22 protein-coding genes and 4 tRNA genes are annotated in these 24,740 nt (G+C 68.3%); 7 read left to right on the forward strand and 19 right to left on the reverse strand.

Annotated features, from left to right (window positions below):
- Nucleotides 1-13: 13 nt before the first annotated feature.
- The 11 genes from rpsG to IA22_RS0115305 form a co-directional block, all read right to left on the reverse strand.
- Nucleotides 14-484, reverse strand: coding sequence for a 30S ribosomal protein S7 (gene rpsG, locus IA22_RS0115255; RefSeq protein WP_014154599.1), 471 nt, complete (start codon nucleotides 482-484; stop codon nucleotides 14-16).
- Between the two features lie 2 nt (nucleotides 485-486).
- Nucleotides 487-858: a 30S ribosomal protein S12 gene (gene rpsL / locus IA22_RS0115260; protein ID WP_003948652.1), complete on the reverse strand. Its 372-nt coding sequence runs from the start codon at nucleotides 856-858 to the stop codon at nucleotides 487-489.
- Nucleotides 859-1,331: 473 nt separating this feature from the next.
- Nucleotides 1,332-5,231, reverse strand: coding sequence for a DNA-directed RNA polymerase subunit beta' (locus IA22_RS0115265; RefSeq protein ID WP_014154600.1), 3,900 nt, complete (start codon nucleotides 5,229-5,231; stop codon nucleotides 1,332-1,334).
- Between the two features lie 129 nt (nucleotides 5,232-5,360).
- Nucleotides 5,361-8,846 (reverse strand): DNA-directed RNA polymerase subunit beta, encoded by a 3,486-nt coding sequence (gene rpoB / locus IA22_RS0115270; RefSeq protein ID WP_014154601.1) that lies wholly within the window; start codon nucleotides 8,844-8,846, stop codon nucleotides 5,361-5,363.
- A gap of 611 nt (nucleotides 8,847-9,457) precedes the next feature.
- Nucleotides 9,458-9,841, reverse strand: a complete 384-nt coding sequence (gene rplL / locus IA22_RS0115275; RefSeq protein WP_014154602.1) for a 50S ribosomal protein L7/L12 — start codon at nucleotides 9,839-9,841, stop codon at nucleotides 9,458-9,460.
- Nucleotides 9,842-9,922: 81 nt separating this feature from the next.
- Entirely contained in the window at nucleotides 9,923-10,480 is a 558-nt protein-coding gene (rplJ, locus tag IA22_RS0115280) for a 50S ribosomal protein L10 (RefSeq protein ID WP_014154603.1), read from the reverse strand.
- 400 nt (nucleotides 10,481-10,880) lie between these two features.
- Nucleotides 10,881-11,603: a 50S ribosomal protein L1 gene (rplA, locus tag IA22_RS0115285; RefSeq protein ID WP_014154604.1), complete on the reverse strand. Its 723-nt coding sequence runs from the start codon at nucleotides 11,601-11,603 to the stop codon at nucleotides 10,881-10,883.
- Nucleotides 11,604-11,685: 82 nt separating this feature from the next.
- Nucleotides 11,686-12,120, reverse strand: a complete 435-nt coding sequence (gene rplK, locus IA22_RS0115290) for a 50S ribosomal protein L11 (RefSeq protein WP_014154605.1) — start codon at nucleotides 12,118-12,120, stop codon at nucleotides 11,686-11,688.
- A 177-nt stretch (nucleotides 12,121-12,297) separates the two neighbouring features.
- Entirely contained in the window at nucleotides 12,298-13,164 is an 867-nt protein-coding gene (gene nusG / locus IA22_RS0115295) for a transcription termination/antitermination protein NusG (protein ID WP_014154606.1), read from the reverse strand.
- Nucleotides 13,165-13,238: 74 nt separating this feature from the next.
- A complete protein-coding gene (gene secE, locus IA22_RS0115300; protein ID WP_015578365.1) occupies nucleotides 13,239-13,526 on the reverse strand; it encodes a preprotein translocase subunit SecE in 288 nt (95 codons plus the stop codon).
- 106 nt (nucleotides 13,527-13,632) lie between these two features.
- Nucleotides 13,633-13,705, reverse strand: a tRNA-Trp gene (locus IA22_RS0115305).
- Nucleotides 13,706-13,919: 214 nt separating this feature from the next.
- Here IA22_RS0115305 and IA22_RS0115310 point away from each other — a divergent pair.
- Both IA22_RS0115310 and IA22_RS0115315 read left to right on the forward strand, forming a co-directional pair.
- On the forward strand, nucleotides 13,920-15,146 hold the full coding sequence (locus IA22_RS0115310; protein ID WP_014154608.1) for a pyridoxal phosphate-dependent aminotransferase: 1,227 nt from the start codon (nucleotides 13,920-13,922) through the stop codon (nucleotides 15,144-15,146).
- 124 nt (nucleotides 15,147-15,270) lie between these two features.
- Nucleotides 15,271-16,284, forward strand: a complete 1,014-nt coding sequence (locus IA22_RS0115315; protein ID WP_030123907.1) for an adenosine deaminase — start codon at nucleotides 15,271-15,273, stop codon at nucleotides 16,282-16,284.
- A 30-nt stretch (nucleotides 16,285-16,314) separates the two neighbouring features.
- Here IA22_RS0115315 and IA22_RS0115320 read toward each other — a convergent pair whose 3' ends face one another.
- From IA22_RS0115320 to IA22_RS0115345, 6 genes are all read right to left on the reverse strand, one after another.
- The gene (locus IA22_RS0115320) at nucleotides 16,315-17,370 is read right to left on the reverse strand and encodes a UDP-N-acetylmuramate dehydrogenase (protein WP_030123908.1); all 1,056 of its coding nucleotides are present in this window, start codon (nucleotides 17,368-17,370) and stop codon (nucleotides 16,315-16,317) included.
- Nucleotides 17,371-17,478: 108 nt separating this feature from the next.
- A complete protein-coding gene (locus tag IA22_RS0115325) occupies nucleotides 17,479-17,907 on the reverse strand; it encodes a MaoC family dehydratase (RefSeq protein WP_014154611.1) in 429 nt (142 codons plus the stop codon).
- Nucleotides 17,907-18,359 (reverse strand): MaoC family dehydratase N-terminal domain-containing protein, encoded by a 453-nt coding sequence (locus IA22_RS0115330; RefSeq protein WP_014154612.1) that lies wholly within the window; start codon nucleotides 18,357-18,359, stop codon nucleotides 17,907-17,909. The genes IA22_RS0115325 and IA22_RS0115330 overlap by 1 nt, the downstream gene beginning before the upstream one ends.
- A 112-nt stretch (nucleotides 18,360-18,471) precedes the next feature.
- Nucleotides 18,472-18,636: a 50S ribosomal protein L33 gene (rpmG, locus tag IA22_RS0115335; protein WP_003956487.1), complete on the reverse strand. Its 165-nt coding sequence runs from the start codon at nucleotides 18,634-18,636 to the stop codon at nucleotides 18,472-18,474.
- 86 nt (nucleotides 18,637-18,722) lie between these two features.
- Nucleotides 18,723-18,795: transfer RNA gene (locus IA22_RS0115340), tRNA-Met, on the reverse strand.
- Between the two features lie 45 nt (nucleotides 18,796-18,840).
- A tRNA-Thr gene (locus tag IA22_RS0115345) sits at nucleotides 18,841-18,913 on the reverse strand.
- A gap of 296 nt (nucleotides 18,914-19,209) precedes the next feature.
- On the opposite strand from IA22_RS0115345, the gene IA22_RS0115350 reads away from it, so the two are divergent.
- The 4 genes from IA22_RS0115350 to IA22_RS0115365 all read left to right on the forward strand — a co-directional run bounded on the left by IA22_RS0115350 (nucleotide 19,210) and on the right by IA22_RS0115365 (nucleotide 23,491).
- Complete coding sequence (locus tag IA22_RS0115350; RefSeq protein WP_038272300.1) at nucleotides 19,210-20,433, forward strand: amidohydrolase family protein; 1,224 nt, start codon at nucleotides 19,210-19,212, stop codon at nucleotides 20,431-20,433.
- A 34-nt stretch (nucleotides 20,434-20,467) separates the two neighbouring features.
- A complete protein-coding gene (locus IA22_RS0115355) occupies nucleotides 20,468-21,124 on the forward strand; it encodes an SDR family oxidoreductase (RefSeq protein WP_030123910.1) in 657 nt (218 codons plus the stop codon).
- Between the two features lie 212 nt (nucleotides 21,125-21,336).
- A complete protein-coding gene (locus IA22_RS0115360; RefSeq protein WP_014154614.1) occupies nucleotides 21,337-22,542 on the forward strand; it encodes an MFS transporter in 1,206 nt (401 codons plus the stop codon).
- A 112-nt stretch (nucleotides 22,543-22,654) separates the two neighbouring features.
- The gene (locus tag IA22_RS0115365; RefSeq protein ID WP_030123911.1) at nucleotides 22,655-23,491 is read left to right on the forward strand and encodes a hypothetical protein; all 837 of its coding nucleotides are present in this window, start codon (nucleotides 22,655-22,657) and stop codon (nucleotides 23,489-23,491) included.
- A gap of 76 nt (nucleotides 23,492-23,567) precedes the next feature.
- On the opposite strand, the gene IA22_RS0115370 is transcribed toward IA22_RS0115365, so the two are convergent.
- Nucleotides 23,568-23,649: transfer RNA gene (locus IA22_RS0115370), tRNA-Tyr, on the reverse strand.
- A gap of 162 nt (nucleotides 23,650-23,811) precedes the next feature.
- Here IA22_RS0115370 and IA22_RS0115375 point away from each other — a divergent pair.
- Complete coding sequence (locus IA22_RS0115375) at nucleotides 23,812-24,300, forward strand: YajQ family cyclic di-GMP-binding protein (protein WP_014154639.1); 489 nt, start codon at nucleotides 23,812-23,814, stop codon at nucleotides 24,298-24,300.
- Nucleotides 24,301-24,400: 100 nt separating this feature from the next.
- Here IA22_RS0115375 and IA22_RS0115380 read toward each other — a convergent pair whose 3' ends face one another.
- A complete protein-coding gene (locus tag IA22_RS0115380; protein WP_014154640.1) occupies nucleotides 24,401-24,673 on the reverse strand; it encodes a GlsB/YeaQ/YmgE family stress response membrane protein in 273 nt (90 codons plus the stop codon).
- Nucleotides 24,674-24,740: the final 67 nt, after the last annotated feature.

The raw sequence follows: 24,740 nt of genomic DNA on the forward strand, positions 1-24,740 counted from the left end.
ATGGGGTGAGCGACTACCAGCGGTAGTGCGCGAAGGCCTTGTTGGACTCGGCCATCTTGTGGGTGTCCTCGCGCTTCTTGACGGCAGCGCCAAGACCGTTGGAGGCGTCGAGCAGCTCGTTCATGAGGCGCTCGGTCATGGTCTTCTCACGACGGGCGCGGGAGTAACCCACGATCCAGCGCAGCGAGAGGGTGGCGGCACGGCCGGGCTTGACCTCGATCGGCACCTGGTAGGTGGCGCCACCGACACGGCGGGACTTGACCTCGAGCGAGGGCTTGACGTTCTCAAGCGCGCGCTTCAGCGTGATGACCGGGTCAGCGCCGGTCTTCTCGCGGAGGCCTTCCATGGCGCCGTAGACGATCCGCTCGGCGGTGGAACGCTTGCCGTCGAGCAGGATCTTGTTGATCAGCGACGTGACAAGAGGAGAGCTGTAGACCGGGTCGATGATGACCGGGCGCTTCGGGGCGGGGCCCTTACGAGGCATTCTTACTTCTCCTTCTTGGCGCCGTAGCGGCTGCGGGCCTGCTTGCGGTTCTTGACACCCTGGGTGTCGAGCGAACCGCGGATGATCTTGTAACGAACACCCGGCAGGTCCTTCACACGGCCACCACGCACGAGCACGATGGAGTGCTCCTGCAGGTTGTGCCCCTCACCCGGGATGTAGGCCGTGACCTCGATGCCGGAGGTCAGACGCACACGCGCGACCTTACGGAGGGCCGAGTTCGGCTTCTTCGGGGTGGTCGTGAACACACGCGTGCAGACACCGCGACGCTGGGGCGAACCCTCGAGCGCGGGCGTCTTGTTCTTCTCGACCTTGTCCTGCCGGCCCTTCCGGACCAGCTGCTGGATCGTAGGCACTACTTCTCCGGTTTCTGTGTGCCGTTCGTGAAACTAACCTGGAACACTCGCCGACCCACGCGGTCGGGTGTGTCGAATACTGCACGCCCCTGCGGTGAAGCAGAGGAGACGCAGATTGCGGTGTTCACTGACGGACTCGCCGTGCGGTTGAGGACACGCACCCGAGCCCAGGCACACCCCAGGCACAAGGCTTGAGCGTACCTACCTCAGCGAGCTGGGTCAAAACAAATGGGGACCACCCCGGCCCCCCGACCGAGCGGCCGGACACGCCACCCACGCCCCCGCAGGGTCGGTTCACCCGGCACAGCGCTCCCACCAGCATAAACGACGGCCCGGGGCCGGGTACCGCCTCCCGTGCACGGCCGGCGCCGCGTGCGTCCGTCACCGCGGGTGACCGACCTCACTGCGTCCGCCGGACACGCAGAAGGGCGCCCACCCCGTACAGACGGGGTGGGCGCCCTTCTCACTCACGCCTACTGGTTGTACGGACCGTAGTCGTAGTCCTCCAGCGGGACGGCCTGGCCGGAGCCCGTGCCGAACGGCGAGTAGTCGATGTCGTCGTAGCCGACGGCCGAGTACATCGCGGCCTTGGCCTCCTCGGTCGGCTCGACCCGGATGTTGCGGTAGCGGGACAGGCCCGTACCGGCCGGGATGAGCTTACCGATGATGACGTTCTCCTTGAGGCCGATCAGGGAGTCCGACTTGGCGTTGATCGCCGCGTCGGTCAGGACCCTGGTCGTCTCCTGGAAGGACGCCGCCGACAGCCACGACTCGGTGGCGAGCGAGGCCTTGGTGATACCCATCAGCTGCGGACGGCCGGAGGCGGGGTGACCGCCCTCGGTGACCACACGACGGTTCTCGGTCTCGAACTTCGACCGCTCGACGAGCTCGCCCGGCAGCAGCTCCGCGTCGCCGGACTCGATGATCGTCACACGGCGCAGCATCTGCCGGATGATGATCTCGATGTGCTTGTCGTGGATCGACACACCCTGCGAGTTGTAGACCTTCTGGACCTCGCCGACCAGGTGGACCTGGACCGCGCGCTGACCGAGGATCCGCAGCACGTCGTGCGGGTTCGTGGCACCGACGGTGAGCTTCTGGCCCACCTCGACCGCGTCGCCCTCGCCGACCAGGAGACGGGCACGCTTGGAGATCGGGAACGCCGTCTCCTCGCTGCCGTCGTCCGGGGTGACGACGAGCTTCTTGGTCTTCTCGGTCTCCTCGATCCGGACCCGGCCCTTGGCCTCCGAGATCGGGGCGACACCCTTGGGGGTACGCGCCTCGAAGAGCTCGACGACACGGGGCAGACCCTGCGTGATGTCGTCACCCGCCACACCACCGGTGTGGAAGGTACGCATCGTCAGCTGGGTACCGGGCTCACCGATGGACTGGGCGGCGATGATGCCGACCGCCTCACCGATGTCGACCAGCTTGCCGGTGGCGAGCGAGCGTCCGTAGCAGAAGGCACAGGTGCCGACCGCGGACTCACAGGTCAGGACCGAGCGGGTCTTGACCTCCTCGACGCCGGCGCCCACGAGGGCGTCGATCAGGACGTCACCGAGGTCGACGTTGGCAGGCGCGATGACCTTGCCGTCGACGACGACGTCCTCGGCGAGCATGCGGGCGTAGACCGAGGTCTCGACGTCCTCCGTCTTGCGCAGGACACCGTCCGCACCCTTGACGGCGATCTTCAGCTTGAGGCCGCGGTCGGTGCCGCAGTCCTCCTCGCGGATGATGACGTCCTGCGAGACGTCCACCAGACGACGGGTCAGGTAACCCGAGTCGGCGGTACGCAGGGCGGTGTCCGCCAGACCCTTACGGGCACCGTGCGTGGAGATGAAGTACTCCAGAACGGTGAGGCCCTCACGGAAGGACGCCTTGATGGGACGGGGGATCGTCTCGTTCTTGGCGTTCGACACCAGACCACGCATACCCGCGATCTGACGCATCTGCATCATGTTTCCTCGGGCACCCGAGTCGACCATCATGAAGATGGGGTTCGTCTTCGGGAAGTTCGCGTTCATCGCCTCGGCAACCTCGTTGGTCGCCTTGGTCCAGATCGCGATGAGCTCCTGCGTGCGCTCGTCCTTGGTGATCAGACCGCGCTCGTACTGCTTCTGGACCTTCTCGTCCTGCTCCTCGTAGCCCTTGACGATGGCCTTCTTGGCCTCGGGCACGACGACGTCGGAGATGGCCACGGTCACACCGGAGCGGGTCGCCCAGTGGAAACCGGCCGCCTTCAGGTTGTCGAGCGTCGCCGCCACGATGACCTTGGGGTAGCGCTCGGCCAGGTCGTTGACGATCTCGGAGAGCTGCTTCTTGCCCACCGAGTAGTCGACGAACGGGTAGTCCTCGGGCAGCAGCTCGTTGAAGAGCGCGCGGCCCAGGCTCGTACGCAGCCGGAAGGTGTCACCCGGCTGGTACTCGGGCTCGCCCTCCTCGGCGACCGGCGGCACCCAGCCACGCGGGGGCATCGTGCCCACCGGGAAGCGGATGTCGACCTTGGCCTGGAGCGACAGCTCGCGGGCGTCGAAGGCCATGGTGGCCTCGGCCGTGGAGCCGAACGCGCGGTCCGTGCCCTTGACGTTGCGGCCCTCTTCGTCCGTGGTGAGGAAGAAGAGGCCCAGCACCATGTCCTGGGTCGGCATGGTGACGGGACGACCGTCGGCCGGCTTCAGGATGTTGTTCGAGGACAGCATCAGGATGCGGGCCTCGGCCTGCGCCTCCGCGGAGAGCGGCAGGTGCACGGCCATCTGGTCACCGTCGAAGTCCGCGTTGAACGCGGTGCAGACGAGCGGGTGGATCTGGATGGCCTTGCCCTCGACCAGCTGGGGCTCGAAGGCCTGGATGCCGAGGCGGTGCAGGGTCGGCGCACGGTTCAGCAGCACCGGGTGCTCGGCGATGACCTCTTCGAGGACGTCGTACACCACGGTGCGGCCGCGCTCGACCATGCGCTTGGCCGACTTGATGTTCTGCGCGTGGTTCAGGTCCACCAGGCGCTTCATCACGAACGGCTTGAAGAGCTCCAGCGCCATCGCCTTCGGCAGACCGCACTGGTGCAGCTTGAGCTGCGGACCGACGACGATCACGGAACGCGCGGAGTAGTCCACGCGCTTGCCGAGGAGGTTCTGACGGAAACGGCCCTGCTTGCCCTTCAGCATGTCGCTGAGGGACTTCAGGGGGCGGTTGCCGGGACCGGTGACCGGGCGACCACGACGACCGTTGTCGAAGAGGGCGTCCACGGCCTCCTGGAGCATGCGCTTCTCGTTGTTCACGATGATCTCGGGCGCGCCGAGGTCGAGAAGCCGCTTCAGGCGGTTGTTGCGGTTGATCACGCGGCGGTACAGGTCGTTCAGGTCGGAGGTCGCGAAGCGGCCACCGTCCAGCTGCACCATCGGACGCAGGTCCGGCGGGATGACCGGCACGCAGTCGAGCACCATGCCCTTGGGCTTGTTGCTGGTCTGCAGGAACGCGGAGACGACCTTGAGGCGCTTGAGCGCACGGGTCTTCTTCTGGCCCTTGCCGGTACGGATGATCTCGCGGAGGCGCTCGGCCTCCTCGTCGAGGTCGAAGGACTCCAGGCGCTTCTGCAGCGCGGCGGCGCCCATGCAGCCGTCGAAGTACGTGCCGAAGCGGTCACGCAGCTCGCGGTAGAGCAGCTCGTCGCCCTCGAGGTCCTGGACCTTGAGGTTCTTGAAGCGGCTCCACACCTCGTCGAGACGGTCGATCTCGCGCTGCGCACGGTCGCGCAGCTGCTTCATCTCACGCTCGGCGCCTTCGCGCACCTTGCGGCGCACGTCGGCCTTGGCACCCTCGGCCTCGAGCTCGGCCAGGTCGGTCTCGAGCTTCTTGGCGCGGTTCTCGAGGTCCGAGTCGCGGCGGTTCTCGACCTGCTGACGCTCGACGGAGACGTGCGCCTCCAGCGACGGGAGGTCGCGCGTACGGCGCTCCTCGTCGACGAACGTGATCATGTACGCGGCGAAGTAGATGACCTTCTCGAGGTCCTTCGGCGCGAGGTCCAGCAGGTAGCCGAGGCGCGACGGGACGCCCTTGAAGTACCAGATGTGGGTGACGGGAGCGGCAAGCTCGATGTGGCCCATGCGCTCACGGCGCACCTTGGCGCGCGTGACCTCGACGCCACAGCGCTCACAGATGATGCCCTTGAAGCGGACACGCTTGTACTTGCCGCAGTAGCACTCCCAGTCCCGGGTCGGACCGAAGATCTTCTCGCAGAAGAGTCCGTCCTTCTCGGGCTTGAGCGTGCGGTAGTTGATGGTCTCCGGCTTCTTCACTTCGCCGTGGGACCAGGTCCGGATGTCGTCCGCGGTGGCAAGGCCGATCCGCAGCTCGTCGAAGAAGTTGACGTCGAGCACTTGTCGTCAATCCCTCTTTCGGGGGTTCGAGCCCCCTCGCTTCACGCGAGAAATCGGGGCACTTCAGCAATGGTCTGAACGGGTCCGGGGAGGGCCGGCCGGATCACTGGGATCCGGCCGGGCAACCCGTCAGACCTCTTCGACGCTGCTCGGCTCGCGCCGGGACAGGTCGATACCGAGCTCCTCCGCCGCGCGGAAGACGTCCTCGTCCGTGTCGCGCATCTCGATGGACATGCCGTCCGAGGACAGCACCTCCACGTTGAGGCAGAGCGACTGCATTTCCTTGATGAGCACCTTGAAGGACTCGGGAATGCCCGGCTCGGGGATGTTCTCGCCCTTGACGATCGCCTCGTAGACCTTCACGCGGCCGGTGACGTCGTCGGACTTGATCGTCAGGAGTTCCTGGAGGGCGTATGCGGCGCCGTAAGCCTCAAGGGCCCACACCTCCATCTCACCGAATCGCTGCCCACCGAACTGCGCCTTACCACCCAGCGGCTGCTGCGTGATCATGGAGTACGGGCCGGTCGAACGGGCGTGGAGCTTGTCGTCGACCAGGTGGTGCAGCTTGAGGATGTACATGTACCCGATCGAGACCGGGTCCGGGAACGGCTCGCCGGAGCGGCCGTCGAACAGGTTGGCCTTGCCCGAGGGCAGGACCAGCCGGTCGCCGTCGCGGTTCGGGATCGTGGCCTGGAAGAGGCCGGTGATCTCGTCCTCGCGCGCACCGTCGAAGACCGGGGTGGCGACGTTGGTACCGGGGGCGACCTGGTCGGCGCCGATGGCCTGCAGGCGCTGGGCCCACTCGTCACCGAGGCCGGAGACGTCCCAGCCGCGGCTGGCGAGCCAGCCGAGGTGGATCTCCAGGACCTGTCCCGGGTTCATTCGGGACGGGACACCCAGCGGGTTGAGGATGATGTCGACCGGGGTGCCGTCCTCGAGGAACGGCATGTCCTCGATCGGGAGGATCTTCGAGATGACGCCCTTGTTGCCGTGACGGCCGGCGAGCTTGTCACCGTCGGTGATCTTGCGCTTCTGCGCGACGTAGACGCGCACCAGCTGGTTCACGCCCGGCGGCAGCTCGTCGCCCTCTTCGCGGTCGAAGACGCGGACGCCGATGACCTTGCCGATCTCACCGTGCGGGACCTTGAGCGAGGTGTCACGCACCTCGCGCGCCTTCTCGCCGAAGATCGCGCGGAGCAGGCGCTCCTCCGGGGTCAGCTCGGTCTCACCCTTGGGCGTGACCTTGCCGACGAGGATGTCACCGGCGACGACCTCGGCACCGATACGGATGATGCCGCGCTCGTCGAGGTCCGCGAGGACCTCTTCGGAGACGTTCGGGATGTCCCGGGTGATCTCCTCCGGGCCGAGCTTGGTGTCACGGGCGTCGACCTCGTGCTCCTCGATGTGGATCGAGGAGAGGACGTCGTCCTGCACGAGGCGCTGCGACAGGATGATCGCGTCCTCGTAGTTGTGACCCTCCCACGGCATGAACGCCACGAGCAGGTTCTTGCCGAGCGCCATCTCACCGTTCTCGGTGGCGGGCCCGTCGGCGAGGACCTGGCTCTCGATCACGCGGTCGCCCTCGGAGACGACGACCTTCTGGTTGACCGAGGTGCCCTGGTTGGAGCGCGAGAACTTGGCGATGCGGTACGTGGTGTACGTGCCGTCGTCGTTCGTCACGGTGATGTAGTCCGCGGAGACCTCCTGGACCACACCCGCCTTCTCCGCCTTGAGCACGTCGCCGGCGTCGGTGGCACAGCGGTACTCCATGCCGGTGCCGACCAGCGGCGCCTCGCTCTTGATGAGCGGGACGGCCTGACGCATCATGTTCGCGCCCATGAGGGCACGGTTGGCGTCGTCGTGCTCGAGGAACGGGATCATCGCGGTCGCGACCGACACCATCTGGCGCGGCGAGACGTCCATGTAGTCGACGTCGTCACCGGGGATGTAGTCGATCTCTCCGCCACGACGGCGGACCAGGACGCGGGCCTCGGTGAAGCGCATGTCGTCGGAGAGCGTCGCGTTCGCCTGGGCGATCACGAAGCGGTCCTCTTCGTCGGCCGTCAGGTAGTCGACGTCGTCGGTGACGACGCCCTCGACGACCTTGCGGTAGGGCGTCTCGATGAACCCGAACGGGTTGATGCGCCCGTAGGAGGCCAGCGAACCGATCAGACCGATGTTCGGGCCTTCGGGCGTCTCGATCGGGCACATGCGGCCGTAGTGCGACGGGTGCACGTCGCGGACCTCGAAGCCGGCCCGCTCACGGGACAGACCACCCGGGCCGAGGGCGTTCAGACGACGCTTGTGCGTCAGCCCCGACAGCGGGTTGTTCTGGTCCATGAACTGCGACAGCTGGCTGGTGCCGAAGAACTCCTTGATGGAGGCGACGACCGGCCGGATGTTGATCAGGGTCTGCGGCGTGATCGCCTCGACGTCCTGGGTGGTCATGCGCTCGCGCACGACACGCTCCATACGGGCGAGACCCGTACGGACCTGGTTCTGGATCAGCTCACCGACGTTACGGATACGGCGGTTGCCGAAGTGGTCGATGTCGTCGGTCTCGACCATGATCGAGCGGCCGGACTCGCCGACCGTCTCGGTCTCACCGGCGTGCAGCTTCACCAGGTACTTGATGGTGGCGATGATGTCGTCGCTGGTGAGGACACCGGCGTCGAGCGGCTCGTCGGCGCCGAGCTTCTTGTTCACCTTGTAGCGGCCGACCTTCGCGAGGTCGTAGCGCTTCGGGTTGAAGTAGAGGTTCTCGAGCAGCGTCTGAGCGGCCTCGCGCGTGGGCGGCTCGCCCGGACGCAGCTTGCGGTAGATGTCGAGCAGCGCGTCGTCCTGGCCCTGGGTGTGGTCCTTCTCCAGGGTGGCGCGCATGGACTCGTACTCGCCGAACTCCTCGAGGATCTGCTCGGTGGTCCAGCCGAGAGCCTTCAGGAGGACGGTGACGGACTGCTTGCGCTTGCGGTCGATGCGGACACCGACCATGTCGCGCTTGTCGATCTCCATCTCCAGCCAGGCACCCCGGGACGGGATGATCTTGGCGGAGAAGATGTCCTTGTCGGACGTCTTGTCGATGGAGGAGTCGAAGTAGACACCCGGCGAGCGCACGAGCTGCGACACGACGACACGCTCGGTGCCGTTGATGACGAAGGTGCCCTTGTTGGTCATGAGCGGGAAGTCGCCCATGAAGACCGTCTGGGACTTGATCTCGCCGGTCTCGTTGTTGGTGAACTCGGCCGTGACGAAGAGCGGCGCGGCGAACGTGAAGTCGCGCTCCTTGCACTCGTCGATCGAGTTCTTCGGGGGCTCGAAGCGGTGGTCGCGGAATGTGAGCGACATCGACCCGGAGAAGTCCTCGATCGGAGAGATCTCCTCGAAGATCTCCTCCAGGCCGGACTTGGTGGGGACGTCTTGTCCGCTGTCCAGAGCAGCCTCGACGCGAGCCTTCCAGGCGGCGTTGCCGAGGAGCCAGTCGAAGCTCTCGGTCTGCAGCGCGAGGAGGTTCGGAACCTCGAGGGGCTCCTTGATCTTTGCAAAAGAGATGCGCAGCGGGGCGGTGCTGGCACCGTTGTTCGTATTCGAGGTCGAGGCGTTGCGCGAGGCGGCCAAGAGGGGGTCCTTCCGAGGGCTCGGACTCACTACGCGCGTACCGGCCCCAAGCCGCACACAGAGACAGAAATCCCAAGGTCAGGGAAGGTCCGGCCATCGGTGCTAGGCGTGGGCATGCCCCTGGTGACGGGCAGGAGGCAGCTAACAGGCAGCGCAAAGGGTCAGTGTAGCCAAGTGCCACACTGATGTCCAGTCGGGGTTCTCAGAGACCCACGTTGCTCTCAACAGCTGTTCTCAACACCTATGAATAGCCCTCGCGCGGGGTGCGCTCTTCTTTACTGCCCTCTTCGCTCTCGATCCATGCCTCGGAAGCGGATCGAGATGACGACGCGTCCTGAGAATTGCGCGCCGCGTGCGGTTCGTCAAGGCCCCGAGGGCCTCGGCGGAGGTCCGGCGATCTTCACCTGCGCCCGGGGGACGCCGGTTGACGCCTCACGGCGCTCCTGGAGAAACGCACGGCGAAGATCACCCTACTCGTCGTGCGCGGAAGATCAAGGCAGCCTCCGGGGGCATGCCGAAGGGCGACCACCCGGATGGGTGATCGCCCTGGCTGAGGTCACTCAGCGCCGTGCGGCGTGAGCGTCCTCGGAAGAGTCAGACGACTCTCGAAGTCACTTGACCTCGACGGAGGCGCCGGCGCCCTTGAGGGACTCGGCAGCCTTCTCGGCGGCCTCCTTGGCGACCTTCTCGAGGACGGGCTTCGGGGCGCCGTCGACGAGGTCCTTGGCCTCCTTGAGACCCAGCGAGGTCAGCTCACGCACGACCTTGATGACCTGGATCTTCTTGTCACCGGCGGCGGTGAGGACGACGTCGAACTCGTCCTGCTCCTCAGCGGCCTCGGCGGCCGGGCCGGCGCCCGCGGGGCCGGCGACGGCGACGGCCGCGGCGGCGGTGACGTCGAACTTCTCCTCGAACGCCTTAACGAACTCGGAGAGCTCGATGAGGGTGAGCTCCTCGAACTGAGCGAGCAGGTCTTCCTGGCTGAGCTTCGCCATGATGGCGTCCTTCCACTATTCGGCAGGTGCCGGTTGTATATGTCGGCGGGCGTACGTGGTGCCCGCTGGACCACCGAGTGGTTACTCGGCAGCCTCGGCGGGAGCCGGCGTACCGGCACCGCCCTGCTCGGCCCTCTTGGCGCGAAGCGCTTCCGCGGTGCGGACGAACTTCGACGGCAGAGCCTGGAAGAGCTGCGCAGCCTGAGTCTGCTTGCCCTTCATGGCGCCGGCCAGCTTGGCGAGCAGAACCTCGCGGGACTCGAGGTCCGCGAGCTTCTTGATCTCATCGGCGGACAGCGCCTTACCGTCAAGGACACCGCCCTTGATGATGAGGTTCGGGTTGTCCTTGGCGAAGTCACGAAGACCCTTCGCCGACTCCACCGGGTCACCGGTGATGAAGGCAACCGCCGTCGGACCTGCGAACAGGTCGTCCAGCGTGTCGATCCCGGCCTCGTTGGCCGCAATCTTGGTCAGCGTGTTCTTCACCACGGCGTACTGGGCGTTCTCACCGAGCGAACGACGCAGCGTCTTGAGCTGCGCCACGGTGAGACCCCGGTACTCGGTCAGCACGGCGGCGTTCGAGCTGCGGAACTGGTCCGTCAGCTCGGCTACCGCGGCAGCCTTGTCGGGCCTTGCCATGAGCGTCGGCCTCCTTCCGGGTGATGAGGACCGCTCAGAAGGGGCCGGGAAAGACGAAACGCCCCAGCACAAGTGCCAGGGCGCAGCTCAACCGGACAGAGTCCGGGAGCGATCCACAGTCACCTGCGCAGGTCGTCCGATCTAGCGGAACCTTCGGTCACCGTTCCTCTGACGAGAACGCGGCAACGACCAGCGGTCTTTGGCTTCTTCACGAGAGTACGCGACCGGGGCCTTCGCGAGCAAATCCGTCATGATCCGTCCCCCGAAAGGGGTTTACGCCCTCGTCGACGCCGGAGGCCGGCGTACGGGCCCGGGGGTACGAGGACGGGCCCCGCACCCTCCGAAGAGGCTGCGGGGCCCGTCCGTTGCCGTGACGCGGCTACCTGCTGAGCACGGGGGCTCAGACGGCGGCCGGGTCCTCCTCGACGAGGAGGTTGCGCACGCGGTTGGCGTCCAGCGGGATGCCGGGGCCCATCGTCGTGCTCATGGTCGCCTTCTTGATGAAGCGACCCTTCGCGGCGGACGGCTTCAGACGGAGGATCTCCTCCAGGGCCGCGCCGTAGTTCTCGACCAGCTTCGTGTCATCGAAAGAGGTCTTTCCGATGATGAAGTGCAGGTTCGAGTGCTTGTCGACGCGGAACTCGATCTTTCCGCCCTTGATGTCGTTGACAGCCTTCACGACATCGGGGGTGACGGTGCCGGTCTTCGGGTTCGGCATCAGACCACGCGGACCGAGCACGCGGCCCAGGCGGCCGACCTTGCCCATGAGGTCCGGCGTGGCGACGACGGCGTCGAAGTCCAGACGGCCCTTCGCCACCTCGTCGATGAGCTCGTCGGCGCCGACGATGTCGGCGCCCGCGGCTTCCGCGGCCGCAGCACGGTCACCGGTCGCGAAGACCAGGACCCGGGCGGTCTTGCCGGTGCCGTGCGGGAGGTTCACGGTGCCACGGACCATCTGGTCGGCCTTGCGAGGGTCAACACCCAGGCAGAACGCGACCTCGACGGTGCCGTCGAACTTGGTGGCGGCGGTGTCCTTGGCGAGACGGACGGCCTCGAGCGGGGCGTAGGTACGCTCCCGGTCGATCTTCGCGTCCGCAGCGCGGAGGTTCTTGCTGCGCTTCACATCTACTCCTGTGGTTTTCAGAGTGTGGAGTCGTGGTGCGGACCAGCGCTTGGTCCTACCACTGTGGGGCTACGGGGCTGACTCAGCCTTCGACCGTGATGCCCATGGAACGGGCGGTGCCAGCGATGATCTTCGACGCGGCGTCGAGGTCGTTGGCGTTCAGGTCGGGGAGCTTGGTCGTGGCGATCTCGCGGACCTGGTCGGCCGTGAGCTTGGCGACCTTGGTCTTGTGCGGCTCGCCGGAGCCCTTGTCCACACCCGCGGCCTTGAGGATCAGCTTGGCGGCCGGCGGAGTCTTCGTGACGAAGGTGAAGGAGCGGTCCTCGTAGACCGTGATCTCCACCGGCACGACCATGCCACGCTGCGACTCGGTCGCGGCGTTGTAGGCCTTGCAGAACTCCATGATGTTGACGCCGTGCTGGCCCAGCGCGGGACCGACCGGCGGCGCCGGGTTGGCCGCACCGGCGTTGATCTGGAGCTTGATAAGCCCCGTGACCTTCTTCTTCTTGGGAGGCATTGCTCTCTCCGGGTCCTAGTGAGAGTGTTTCGCCGCCGTTCCGGTCATCCGGATGGAGGCATACCGCGCAACGATAACGGGTATAGCTGCGCGACCAAAAACCGAGCAGGTCAGACGGGCTGCGAAGCCTGTCTGACCTGCTCGGTAGGCATGTGTCCAGGAACGGGCGGAAAGCCGTCAGTTCTTCTGGATCTGGTCGAAGCTGAGCTCGACCGGGGTCTCGCGACCGAAGATCTCGACGAGGCCCTTGACCTTCTTCGAGTCGGCGTTGATCTCGTTGATCGTCGCCTGCAGGGTCGCGAAGGGGCCGTCGGTGACGGTGACCGAGTCGCCCACCTCGAAGTCCAGGACCTGGACCTCGACCTTGCGGGCCGGAGCCGGCTTGCCCTCGGCCTCGGCCGCCTCGCGGGCCGCCTTCTCCTCGGCCTCGGGGGCGAGCATCTTGACGATCTCGTCCAGGGTCAGCGGGTACGGGTCGTAGGCGTTGCCCACGAAGCCGGTGACGCCGGGCGTGTTGCGGACAACACCCCAGGACTCGTTCGTCAGGTCCATGCGCACCAGGACGTATCCCGGGAGCTTGTTCTGACGGACGTTCTTGCGCTCACCGTTCTTGATCTGGACGATCTCTTCCTCGGGCACCTCGGCCTGGTAGATGAAGTCCTCGACGTTGAGCGAGACGGCGCGCTGCTCCAGGTTGGCCTTCACGCGCTTCTCGTAACCGGCGTACGTGTGGATGACGTACCACTCACCGGGAAGTCCGCGCAGCTCGTCGCGCAGGGCGGCGACGGCGTCGACCGGGGCGGCCGGCTCGGCGTCCTCTTCGTCGGCAGCGTCCTCGTCACCCTCGACGGGCTCGTCGGCGTCGTCGTCGGACTCGGCACGCACGGCGTCCTGCTCGGCGGGCTCGCCCGCGGCGGCGTCAGCAGCGTCGACCTGGTCCGGGGCCACGGCATCCGCCGCCTCGACGATGTCGAGCTCGTCCTCGGCGGACTCGACGGCGCTCGCCGTGGGCTCGGCGTCGTCGTTCAGGTTCGGGTCAGACACGATGGCTGCTTCTTCCTGGATACATATGGGTGGAACATGCGAAAGGGGCGCCGATGAGGCGCCCTCCGCGGGGATCAGCCGAAGACGTACTTGATGACCCGCGCAAATCCGAAGTCAATCACGGTGACGAGACCGATCATGACGACCACGAAAACGATCACGACGGCCGTGTACGTGGACAGCTGGCTGCGCGTGGGCCAGACGACCTTGCGGAGCTCGGCGACGATCTGGCGGTAGAACAGCGCGAGACGGCCCAGAGGGCCCTTCTTGCCGCGCTTGCCGCCCTTCCGAGCCTTCTTCTTCGACTCGGGGGCTTCGTCCTCGGCATCAGGCATGTCGATGGAGCCCACGGCGTCCGTCACGCTACTCACCTGATTCCGGGTCATGGCCGTGCCGCGCCCGGTGGAGCCGCACGGCGGTGCATTGAAGTACGTACATGCGCACACATCCTGGCGAAGGAGTGTGTAGCAGGGCCGGAGGGACTTGAACCCCCAACCGCTGGTTTTGGAGACCAGTGCTCTACCAATTGAGCTACGACCCTTTGTGGTTTCCACCAACCTACCGCATCCTCCCCGGTGAGCGGGTGGGGAAAACGGTGCGGCTGATGAAGGCCAACGACAGGTGAGTGTACGTGCTCAGCGCCGCCGCGTCGAACAGACCACAACCGACCGGTCCTGTCCGGATGCTGTCCGAGTCCTGTCCGGTCCCTGAAACCCCTGTGCCGGGGGCTTTTCCGGTCTGCGAGCATGGGGGGCATGAGCGCTGCAACTTCTCCGTCCGAGCGCCGGGTCTCGGCCCGCATCGGTGCGATCTCCGAGTCCGCCACCCTCGCCGTCGACGCCAAGGCGAAGGCCCTCAAGGCCGCCGGGCGTCCGGTGATCGGCTTCGGCGCCGGTGAGCCCGACTTCCCGACACCCGACTACATCGTCGACGCCGCGGTCGAGGCCTGCCGCAACCCGAAGTACCACCGCTACACCCCCGCCGGCGGGCTTCCCGAGCTCAAGGCCGCCATCGCGGAGAAGACCCTGCGCGACTCCGGCTACGAGGTCGACGCGTCCCAGATCCTGGTGACCAACGGCGGCAAGCAGGCCATCTACGAGGCCTTCGCCGCGATCCTCGACCCGGGCGACGAGGTCATCGTCCCCGCCCCGTACTGGACCACCTACCCGGAGTCCATCCGTCTCGCCGGCGGTGTCCCGGTCGAGGTCGTCGCCGACGAGACCACGGGCTACCGGGTCTCGGTCGAGCAGCTGGAGGCGGCGCGCACCGAGCGCACCAAGGTCGTCCTGTTCGTCTCCCCGTCGAACCCGACCGGCGCCGTCTACAACGAGGCGGACACCGAGGCCATCGGCCGGTGGGCCGTGGAGCACGGCCTGTGGGTCATGACCGACGAGATCTACGAGCACCTGGTCTACGGCGGGGCGGCCGCCGCCTCGCTCCCCGCGGTCGTGCCCGAGCTGCGTGACAAGTGCATCGTGGTCAACGGCGTCGCCAAGACGTACGCCATGACCGGCTGGCGGGTCGGCTGGATCATCGGCCCGAGGGACGTCGTGAAGGCCGCGACCAACCTGCAGTCGCACGCCACCTCCAACGTCAGCAACGTCGCACAGGTCGCCGCGCTGGCCGCCGTGTCCGGCCCCCTGAACGCGGTCGCCGAGATGCGGACCGCCTTCGACCGCCGCCGCCGGACGATCGTGCGCATGCTCAACGAGATCGACGGCGTGTTCTGCCCCGAGCCGGAGGGCGCCTTCTACGCGTACCCGTCGGTGAAGGGCCTGCTCGGCAAGGAGATCCGCGGCAAGCGCCCGGCCGACTCCGTCGAGCTGGCCGCCCTGATCCTGGACGAGGCCGAGGTCGCCGTGGTCCCGGGCGAGGCCTTCGGTACGCCGGGTTACCTGCGGCTGTCCTACGCGCTGGGCGACGACGACCTCGTCGAGGGCGTCTCCCGGCTCCAGAAGCTGCTGGGCGAGGCCCGCGACTGACGCGGAGCACGCGTGCGGTGAAGGTGACCCCCGGTTCCGGTCGGGGGTCACCTTTTTGTTCGAGGGGTAACTCACAGGGGGATCCGGCTACCGCCGCACCCCCTCGGTGCGGCAAGATCCTTCAATGGAGCGTGACGTACGGCTGTTGCCCAAGGCCCATCTGCACCTGCACTTCACCGGGTCGATGCGGCCGACGACCCTGCTCGAACTCGCGGACAAGTACGGGGTTCGCCTCCCCGAGGCACTGACCGGCGGTGAGCCGCCCGAGCTACGGGCCACCGACGAGCGCGGCTGGTTCCGCTTCCAGCGCCTCTACGACATCGCGCGGTCCTGTCTGCGCTCGCCGGAGGACATCCAGCGCCTGGTGCGCGAGACGGCCATGGAGGACGTCGCGGACGGCTCGGGGTGGCTGGAGATCCAGGTCGACCCGACCTCGTACGCCCCGCTGCTCGGCGGGCTCATCCCGGCCATCGAGATCATCCTGGACGCCGTGCACAGCGCGGCCCGCGACACCGGTCTGGGGATACGGGTGGTGATCGCGGCGAACCGCATGAAGCATCCGTTGGACGCCCGCACGCTGGCCCGGCTCGCCGTGCGCTACGCCGACCAGGGCGTCATCGGCTTCGGGCTCTCCAACGACGAGCGCCGGGGGATGGCCCGCGACTTCGACCGCGCCTTCGCGATCGCCCGCGAGGGGGGCCTGATCGCCGCTCCGCACGGCGGCGAGCTCTCCGGCCCCTCCAGCGTCCGGGACTGCCTGGACGACCTCGACGCGTCCCGTGTGGGGCACGGCGTACGGGCGGCCGAGGACCCCCGGCTGCTGAGCGTGCTCGCGGAGCGGGGCGTGACGTGCGAGGTCTGCCCGGCGTCCAACGTGGCGCTCGGCGTCTACGAGAAGCCCGCGGACGTACCCCTGCGCACCCTGTTCGACGCGGGGGTGCCGATGGCGCTGGGCGCGGACGACCCGCTGCTCTTCGGCTCCAGGCTGGCCGCCCAGTACGACCTCGTGCGCCGGCACCACGGCTTCACCGACGAGGAACTGGCCGAGCTGGCCCGGCAGTCCGTGCGCGGATCGGTGGCGCCCGTCGAGGTGCGGGAGAGGCTGCTGGGCGGGATCGACGCGTGGCTGACCGGCTGACGCCGACGTGGGCACCGCCGGCCCACGCCGCTACAGGCTGACGCCGACCGTCACCGGTTCGTTGACGAGCGTGACCCCGAAGGCCGCGTGGACCCCGGCGACGACCTCGCGGGCCAGCGCCAGCAGGTCCTCGGTGGTCGCGTCGCCCCGGTTGGTGAGGGCGAGCGTGTGCTTGGTGGAGATGCGCGCCGGGCCCGTGCCGTATCCCTTGGTGAAGCCGGCCTTGTCGATGAGCCAGGCTGCCGATGTCTTCACCCGGCCGTCGCCCGTGGGGAAGGCCGGCGGCGTGACGTCGGCTCCGAGGCGCTCGCCCGCGCGGGCGAGGAAGGCCGCGTGCTCCTCCTCGTCGAGGATCGGGTTGGTGAAGAAGGACCCGGCCGACCAGGTGTCGTGGTCCTCCGGGTCGAGCACCATGCCCTTGCCCGCCCGCAGCCGCAGGACCGTCTCACGGGCGGAGGCGGCGGGCACACGGTCGCCCTGCTCGACGCCCATGGTCCGGGCGGTCTCGGGGTAACGGAGGGGTGCCGACAGCCCGTCGGCGTCCTCCAGCCCGAACCGCACCCGGAGCACGACGTAGCGGTCGGGTTCGGCCTTGAAGCGGCTGTGGCGGTACGAGAACGCGCAGGCCTCGTTCGGCAGGGTGACGGTCTCCCGGGTGTGCCGGTCGTAGGCGACGACCTCGGTGATGACCGAGGACACCTCCTGCCCGTAGGCGCCGACGTTCTGGATCGGCGTCGCCCCGGCGGATCCGGGGATCCCGGCGAGGCATTCGATCCCGGCCAGTCCCGCCTCGACCGTGCGGGCCACCGCGTCGGTCCAGACCTCTCCCGCGGCCAGTTCGAGCGCCGTACCGGAGAGCTCGAAGCCCTTGGTCGCGATGCGCAGGGCCGTTCCGTCGAAGCCCTTGTCGCCGATGACCAGGTTGGAGCCGCCGCCGATGATCAGGAGCGGGGTGCCGCTGTCGTCGGCTTCGCGTACGGCGGCGATCACCTCGGCGTCGGTGGTGGCCGTCAGGAGGCGTTGGGCCGGGCCGCCGAGCCGGAAGGTGGTCAGGGGGGCGAGGGGGGCGTCGTGGAGTTCCTGCACGGGACAAGAGTACGGTCCGCGGCCGTGCCGGCCCGGCGGGGCCACGGGCCGCGCGAAGGGCGCCCTCCTGAGGAGAGCGCCCTTGGGCCCGGCACGGGCGGGGACGTGTCAGGCCAGGCGGACGAGGGCGCGGGACATGCCCAGCACCTTCTTGTCGTCGCTCGTCACCGTCAGGTCGACCCGCACGAGGTTGTCGTCGAGCTTCGCGGCGACCTTGCCGCTGACCTCGATCAGAGCCCCTGTGTCGTCGTTGGGCACGACGACCGGCTTGGTGAACCGGACGCCGTACTCGACGACCGCGCCCGGGTCTCCGGTCCAGTCCGTGACCACCCTGATCGCCTCGGCCATGGTGAACATGCCGTGCGCGATCACGTCCGGCAGACCGACCTCACGCGCGAACTTCTCGTTCCAGTGGATCGGGTTGAAGTCTCCGGAGGCGCCCGCGTACTGCACCAGGGTCGCCCGCGTCACCGGGAAGGACCGTGCCGGCAGTTCCGTACCGACCTCGACCGCTCCGTATGCGATGGTCGCCGTCATCACGCCTCCTCGGCGGCGCGCGCCACCAGCTTGGTCCACGCGGTCACGACGTGCTCACCGGACTCGTCGTGCACCTCGCCGCGGATGTCCACGATGTCGTTGCCCGCCATCGACTTGATGCCCTCGATGGTCGAGGTGACCGTCAGCCGGTCCCCCGCCCGCACGGGGCGCACATGGGCGAACTTCTGGTCACCGTGCACCACACGGCTGTAGTCCAGACCCAGCTGCGGGTCCTGGATCACCTGGCCCGCGGCCCTGAACGTGATCGAGAACACGAAGGTGGGCGGAGCGATCACATCCGAGTACCCCAGAGCCTTGGCGGCTTCCGGGTCGGTGTAGGCGGGGTTGGTGTCACCCACCGCTTCCGCGAACTCCCGGATCTTCTCCCGGCCGACCTCGTACGCCGGGGTGGGCGGATAGGTCCGCCCCACGAAGGACTGGTCGAGCGCCATGAGCCCGGTACCTCCTGGTGAAATATCGAATAGGCCGAAGATCGGCCCTAGCCACCACATAAAACGACACGAGGCCGCCCCCAGTGGGGACGGCCTCGTGTACGAGCCTTTTTCAGCGCGTTTCGCGGTGCGCGGTGTGCGAGTTGCAGCGCGGGCAGTGCTTCTTCATCTCAAGACGGTCCGGGTTGTTACGCCGGTTCTTCTTGGTGATGTAGTTCCGCTCCTTGCACTCCACGCAGGCCAGCGTGATCTTCGGGCGGACGTCGGTGGCAGCCACGTGAGTGCTCCTTGGACGGATGGGACGGATGAACGCATGAAAGAGTAGCCGATCGAAGGACCGACCCAACAATCGGCTACCGTTAGTAGCGGTGACCGGACTTGAACCGGTGACACAGCGATTATGAGCCGCTTGCTCTACCGACTGAGCTACACCGCTTTGATGCCGAGATCCCCCGCCGAAGCGGGTTCACTCGATCACCAGAGCCCCAATGCGGAATCGAACCGCAGACCTTCTCCTTACCATGGAGACGCTCTACCGACTGAGCTATTGGGGCGAGCGAGGAAGACATTACACGGTCTGTCGCCGATCCCCCAAATCCGTTTCGGGCGGTCGTTCCGGGGCCCCTGCCGCCCCCGTACGCTCCCTGCGGCCGACCCCCTGATCAGGCTCTTGATCAGCCTGTACGCCGACTCCGGGAGCGGCCTCACGCGCCTCGGCGGCACTCCTCCCCACGCCTGCCGAACGAGGCCACATTCGTACGACTAATTCGGCCTTCCTCTGAGCGGGACCGGCCCGCGCCTAGGCTCGGCGCACCCTGCGTGATCTTGCATGTCCTCCAGGAGCGGCGCGATGCCCGAGAACACCGGTGACGCGCCCCCGCTGCTCCTCGGCGGGGCGCGGCTGACGGACGGACGCCTCGTCGACGTGCGCATCGCCGGACGGCACATCGAGGCGGTCGGGACGGCGGGCAGCCTCACCAACCGGGGAACGCGCCTGGACCTGCGCGGTCACCTTCTGCTGCCGGCCCCCGCCGAACCACACGCCCACGCCGACACGGCGCTCACCGGCCCCCCGGGAGGCCCGCCGTCGCACCGGGCCGAGGACGTCCGGCGTCGCGCCACCGAGGCGGCGCTGCTCCAGCTCGGCCACGGGACGACCGCGCTGCGCGCCCATGTGCGGGTCGGCGGCGCACAGGGCCTCGCCGCCCTGGAGGGGGTCCTGGCCGCGAGCCGTTCCCTGCGCGGACTCACCGAACTGACCGTCGTGGCCGTCCCCCGGCTCCTCACGGGCGTCGCGGGCGCGGACGGTCTCGCCGCGCTCCGGGACGCCGTGGACATGGGCGCGGGCGTGATCGGCGGCCGCCCCGACCTCGACCCCGATCCGGCCGGCTACGCCGAGACCGTGCTCGCACTCGCGGCGGACCGGGGCCGCCCCGTCGACCTGCACACGGACGGCGAGGCCCCGGCCCGGCTGGCCCGGCTGGCCGCCATGGCCAAAGGGTTCCGTCCCGGCCTCTGCCTCGGCCCCTGTGCGGGCCTCTCACGGCTTCCCCGCGACGAGGCGGCCCGTACAGCCGACCGGCTCGCCGCGGCGGCCGTGACCGTCGTCTGCCTGCCCCAGGGAGGCTGCTCCTGCGCCGGGATCCGCGGAACCCCGCCCGTGGGGCTGCTGCGCGCCGCCGGGGTGCGGGTGGCCGCGGGCAGCGGGGCCCTGCGTGACGCCTCCAACCCTGTCGGGCGGGCGGACCCCCTGGAGGCGGCGTATCTGCTGGCCTCGCAGGAGGGCATCGCCCCCGGGAGCGCCTACGACGCGGTCTCGGGAGCCGCCAGGGCGGCGCTGGGGCTGCCCGGGGTGCGCGTCGAGGCCGGCTTCCCCGCCGAGCTGCTCGCCGTGCGCGGGGACGACCTGGCCGGGGCGCTCTCCCTCGCGTACAGCAGGATCGTGGTGCACCGCGGACGCGTGGTCGCGCGGACCAGTGCCGTACGCGAGTACCTGGACTCCGGGGCCGCGGCTGCGGCCCTCGGTCTCCCCCGGCAGGGACGGGCCGATTCCGGTTCCGGCGGCGGGCCTTGAGCGCGAGCGGGCCGCGCGGCGTACGGTCGGATACATGCGCATTGTCATTGCAGGTGGACATGGTCAGATCGCGCTGCGGCTCGAGCGGTTGCTCGCCGCGCGCGGTGACGAGGCGGTGGGCGTCATCCGCAACCCGCAGCAGAGTGACGACCTGAGAGAGGCGGGCGCCGAGCCCGTCGTCCTCGACCTCGAATCGGCGTCGGTCGAGGAGACGGCGGAGGTACTGCGCGGGGCCGACGCGGTGGTCTTCGCGGCCGGAGCGGGCCCCGACAGCGGCTCGGCGCGCAAGGACACGGTGGACCGAGGAGCGGCCGTGCTGTTCGCGGACGCCGCGGAACGGGCGGGAGTACGCCGCTACGTCGTGGTGTCCTCCATGGGTGCCGACCCGGACAACCGGGGCGAGGAGGTCTTCGACGTCTACCAGCGGGCGAAGGGCGAGGCGGACGCGTACGTCCAGTCCAGGAGCGGCCTGGACTGGACGATCCTGCGCCCCGGGATGCTGACGAACGACGCCGGCACCGGACAGATCCAGCTCGCCGCCTCCACGGGCCGTGGCCCGATCCCCCGTGACGACGTGGCGGCGGTGCTGGTGGAGCTGCTGGACACCCCGGCGACGGCGGGTCTCACGCTGGAACTCATCAGCGGGAACAAGCCCGTGACGGTCGCGGTGAAGGACATCGCGGGGAACTGAGCCGGGCCGTACGCCCCGGACGCTCCGGTCGGAGCCGCGCCGTTTTCGGCCTGCCTGGCTCAGGCCCTTCACAGCGCTTGAGCCAGGCGTGCCGGGGTGCCTGGGCCGGGTGATTCGGCCGGGCGCCCTCATGTGCCGGGGCCAGCGGGCCGGGGCCATATGGAGCGAGGCGTTCCGGTGTGGCGGGGTGTCCGCGGGATAGCGTCGGCGGCATGGACGGTGGCTCTGCTCGCCGAGGTTGGCTCCCCTGCTTTCTCAGCGGGGCGGTGTTCGCCGTGTGCATGGCGGGGACCACCCTGCCGACCCCGCTCTACAGCCTGTACCAGGACGAGCTCGGGTTCTCCGAGCTGACGGTGACCGTGGTGTACGCCGTGTACGCCTTCGGCGTCATCGGGGTGCTGCTGCTTGCGGGGAACGCCTCCGACACGGTGGGCCGACGCCCCGTGCTGCTCTGGGGGCTGGCCTGCGCGGCGGCGAGCGCCGTCTGCTTCCTCTGCGCCACCGCTCTGGGCTGGCTCTACGTGGGTCGGCTCCTGTCGGGCCTGTCGGCCGGGCTGTTCACCGGGGCGGCGACCGCGTACGTCATGGAGCTGGCGCCCGGCAAGGGCTCGCCCCGGGCCTCCCTGGTCGCGACGGCTGCCAACATGGGCGGTCTGGGGTGCGGGCCGCTGATCGCCGGGTTCCTCGCCCAGTACGCCCCCTGGCCGCTCTACCTGCCTTTCGCCGTGCACCTGGTGCTGCTGGCCGTTTCGGCGGCCGTGCTCCTGGGCCTGCGCGAGACCGTGCGCGAGCGACGGCCGCTGAGCACCGTCCGCCCGCAGAAGCCGGGGCTGCCGCCCGAGGTCAGGGCGGTGTTCGGACCCGCCGCGCTCGCCTCGTTCGTCGGCTTCGCGCTCTTCGGGGTGTTCACCTCGGTCAGTCCGGCGCTCCTGTCCCGTTTTCTGGACGTGGACAACCACGCGGTGAGCGGGCTGGTCGTCGCGCTGGCCTTCTTCGCCTCGATCGCCGGGCAGTCGGCGGTCGGCCGGATCGGTGAGCGCCGGTCGCTTCCGCTCGGCTGCGCGGGCCTCCTGGGCGGACTGGCGCTGCTCGCGGGGGCGTTGTGGTGGCAACTGCTGCCCCTGGTGATCCTGAGCGCCGTCCTCGGCGGCGCGGGTCAGGGGCTGGCCTTCAGAGCGGCTCTTGCCCAGGTGGCAGCCGCCTCGCCAGCGGACCGGCGGGCGGCGGTGATCTCGACGCTGTTCGTGGTGGCGTACGCGGGCATCTCCCTGCCGGTGATCGGCGTGGGTGTCCTGTCCGACCACATCGGACTCCAGGACGCGGGGCTGGTCTTCATCGCCTGCATGGGCGTCCTGGTCACGTGCGCCGGGGTCTACCTGCTGCGGCGCCCTGCCGAAGCCGGACACGAATCCGCCTGACGAGTCCGGGAGTGCGGCACCATCCCTCGACAGTTCGGCCCAGTCCGCACGCAATAGAGGTCGAAACCGTCCTGATCGATATGAAAGCCCGTCAAAAAGCTGGAGTCGTCAGGTGAGCCGAACCGAGGAGACCGCCGAGGGCGCAGGGCCGTTCACGACCCGGCTGACCTGGCACCTCGACGACGGAAGCACCGCTGTCTGGGAATCACGGCGGGCACGCAAGCGCGGCCTGCTCACTGTCCTGGCCGCGGGCGAGACGGAGGCCCGGTCCCGCAGCGCGGACACCGTTTCGGTGGGCCGGCTGCGCACCCTCAATGCCGTTGCCGCCGGAGCCTTCGCCGTCGGAGGGGGCCTGTTCGTCCTCGGGGCCGCGGTGGCACAGTTCGGCCCTGTCGATGCGACGGGAGCCTGGATCTACTTCGCCGGCGGTCTGTTCTTCAACGCGGGCGGCTACGCGTCACTGCTCCAGGCGGTCAACGCCCCTCGCCAGGACAGTACGAGCGCCTCGCTCGCCACACGGCACTGGCGCTGGTGGAGCTACGAGCCCGGCCGGATCGACTGGCTGAGCACCTTCCTGCTGTTCGTGGGAACGCTGGTGTTCGGCGTCAATCTGGTCGGCTCCCTGCTGCAGGGACTCTCGGTGCAGCAGGAGAACGAGCTGGTCTGGGCCCCCGACCTGATCGGCTGCACCATCTTCCTCGTCTCAGGACATCTGGCCCTGGTGGAGGTCTGCCACGGCCGGCCGCGCGCACTCCCACGGGATCTCGGCTGGTGGATCGTCGCGGTCAACCAACTCGGCTCGGCTCTCTTCATGGCCTCGGCACTGGCCGACTTCACCCGCCCCGCCACGGGAGGCGTCCTGAACATCGACATCGCCGACTGGGGCACTCTCACGGGAGCGCTCTGCTTCTCCGTCGGCGGGGTGCTGCAGTTCTTCGAACACCCCTGACCTCGGCGCGCCCCGCGCACGAAAAAACCCCGCCCGACCTGGCATTTAAGCAGGTCGGACGGGGTTTCCCGTCCTGTGGCGGCGCCAGGGTTCGAACCTGGGTAGGCTGAGCCGGCAGATTTACAGTCTGCTCCCTTTGGCCACTCGGGCACACCGCCTGGAACGACGCCTCGGATCCCGTGAGGGTTCCTCGGCGACGTCGTAAACGATACCCGATACCCGGGGGTGCTACGCCACCCGGTTGATCAGCACCTGTCGCGGGCGCGGGTGGCTAGGCTTTGTGCCGTACCCAACGCATACGACGCAAGGAGCCACACGTCATGGCCGACTCCAGTTTCGACATCGTCTCGAAGGTCGAGCGGCAGGAGGTCGACAACGCCCTCAACCAGGCCGCCAAGGAGATCTCCCAGCGCTACGACTTCAAGGGCACGGGCGCGTCGATCTCCTGGTCCGGCGAGAAGATCCTGATGGAGGCGAACGGCGAGGAGCGGGTCAAGGCGATCCTCGACATCTTCCAGTCCAAGCTGATCAAGCGCGGGATCTCCCTGAAGTCGCTGGACGCGGGTGAGCCGCAGCTTTCCGGCAAGGAGTACAAGATCTTCGCCACGATCGAGGAGGGCATCTCCCAGGAGAACGCCAAGAAGGTGGCGAAGATCATCCGGGACGAGGGCCCGAAGGGTGTCAAGGCGCAGGTCCAGGGCGAGGAACTGCGGGTCAGCTCCAAGAGCCGGGACGACCTGCAGGCGGTGCAGGCGCTGATCAAGGGCAAGGACCTCGACTTCGCGGTGCAGTTCGCCAACTACCGGTAGAGCGTTCGCTGCCGCGTGCGGCGTGTTCGCGGGCGGGGCGGGGCGTGCCGGGTGGCACGGCCCGCCCCGTCGCCGTGTGCGCGGGTTGTGCGGGCGCGGGTCAGCGGCGGTCGCGGGAGTTGCCGAAGAGCAGCCGGTAGGCGATCAGCAGGACCAGGGATCCGGCGATGGCCGCCACCCAGGTGGCCGTGTCGTAGAAGTCCGTGCTGATGGGGCGGTCGAGGAACTGGGACGACAGCCAGCCGCCCAGGAAGGCGCCCACGATCCCGATGAGGGTGGTGCCCACGATCCCGCCGGGGTCGCGGCCCGGCAGCAGAAATTTGGCTATGGCTCCGGCCAGCAGCCCGAGGATGATCCAGCTGATGATGCTCATGTTCGCGTTCCTACCCGTCACTTGTTCCTGCAAGCCAAGACGCCTGCGTGGGCGGGTGGGTTGCGGC

The sequence above is a fragment of the Kitasatospora papulosa genome (genome assembly GCF_000717245.1).
Classification (GTDB): Bacteria; Actinomycetota; Actinomycetes; order Streptomycetales; family Streptomycetaceae; genus Streptomyces; species Streptomyces papulosus.

What these genes read in the sequence shown, in the direction of transcription:
- rpsG (WP_014154599.1), bottom strand. Translation starts at nt 484, where the DNA reads ATGCCTCGTAAGGGCCCCGCCCCGAAGCGCCCGGTCATCATCGACCCG.
- rplL (WP_014154602.1), bottom strand. Translation starts at nt 9,841, where the DNA reads ATGGCGAAGCTCAGCCAGGAAGACCTGCTCGCTCAGTTCGAGGAGCTC.
- rplJ (WP_014154603.1), bottom strand. Translation starts at nt 10,480, where the DNA reads ATGGCAAGGCCCGACAAGGCTGCCGCGGTAGCCGAGCTGACGGACCAG.
- rplK (WP_014154605.1), bottom strand. Translation starts at nt 12,120, where the DNA reads ATGCCTCCCAAGAAGAAGAAGGTCACGGGGCTTATCAAGCTCCAGATC.
- IA22_RS0115310 (WP_014154608.1), top strand. Translation starts at nt 13,920, where the DNA reads ATGAGCGCTGCAACTTCTCCGTCCGAGCGCCGGGTCTCGGCCCGCATC.
- IA22_RS0115315 (WP_030123907.1), top strand. Translation starts at nt 15,271, where the DNA reads ATGGAGCGTGACGTACGGCTGTTGCCCAAGGCCCATCTGCACCTGCAC.
- IA22_RS0115325 (WP_014154611.1), bottom strand. Translation starts at nt 17,907, where the DNA reads ATGACGGCGACCATCGCATACGGAGCGGTCGAGGTCGGTACGGAACTG.
- IA22_RS0115330 (WP_014154612.1), bottom strand. Translation starts at nt 18,359, where the DNA reads ATGGCGCTCGACCAGTCCTTCGTGGGGCGGACCTATCCGCCCACCCCG.
- IA22_RS0115350 (WP_038272300.1), top strand. Translation starts at nt 19,210, where the DNA reads ATGCCCGAGAACACCGGTGACGCGCCCCCGCTGCTCCTCGGCGGGGCG.
- IA22_RS0115355 (WP_030123910.1), top strand. Translation starts at nt 20,468, where the DNA reads ATGCGCATTGTCATTGCAGGTGGACATGGTCAGATCGCGCTGCGGCTC.
- IA22_RS0115360 (WP_014154614.1), top strand. Translation starts at nt 21,337, where the DNA reads ATGGACGGTGGCTCTGCTCGCCGAGGTTGGCTCCCCTGCTTTCTCAGC.
- IA22_RS0115375 (WP_014154639.1), top strand. Translation starts at nt 23,812, where the DNA reads ATGGCCGACTCCAGTTTCGACATCGTCTCGAAGGTCGAGCGGCAGGAG.
- IA22_RS0115380 (WP_014154640.1), bottom strand. Translation starts at nt 24,673, where the DNA reads ATGAGCATCATCAGCTGGATCATCCTCGGGCTGCTGGCCGGAGCCATA.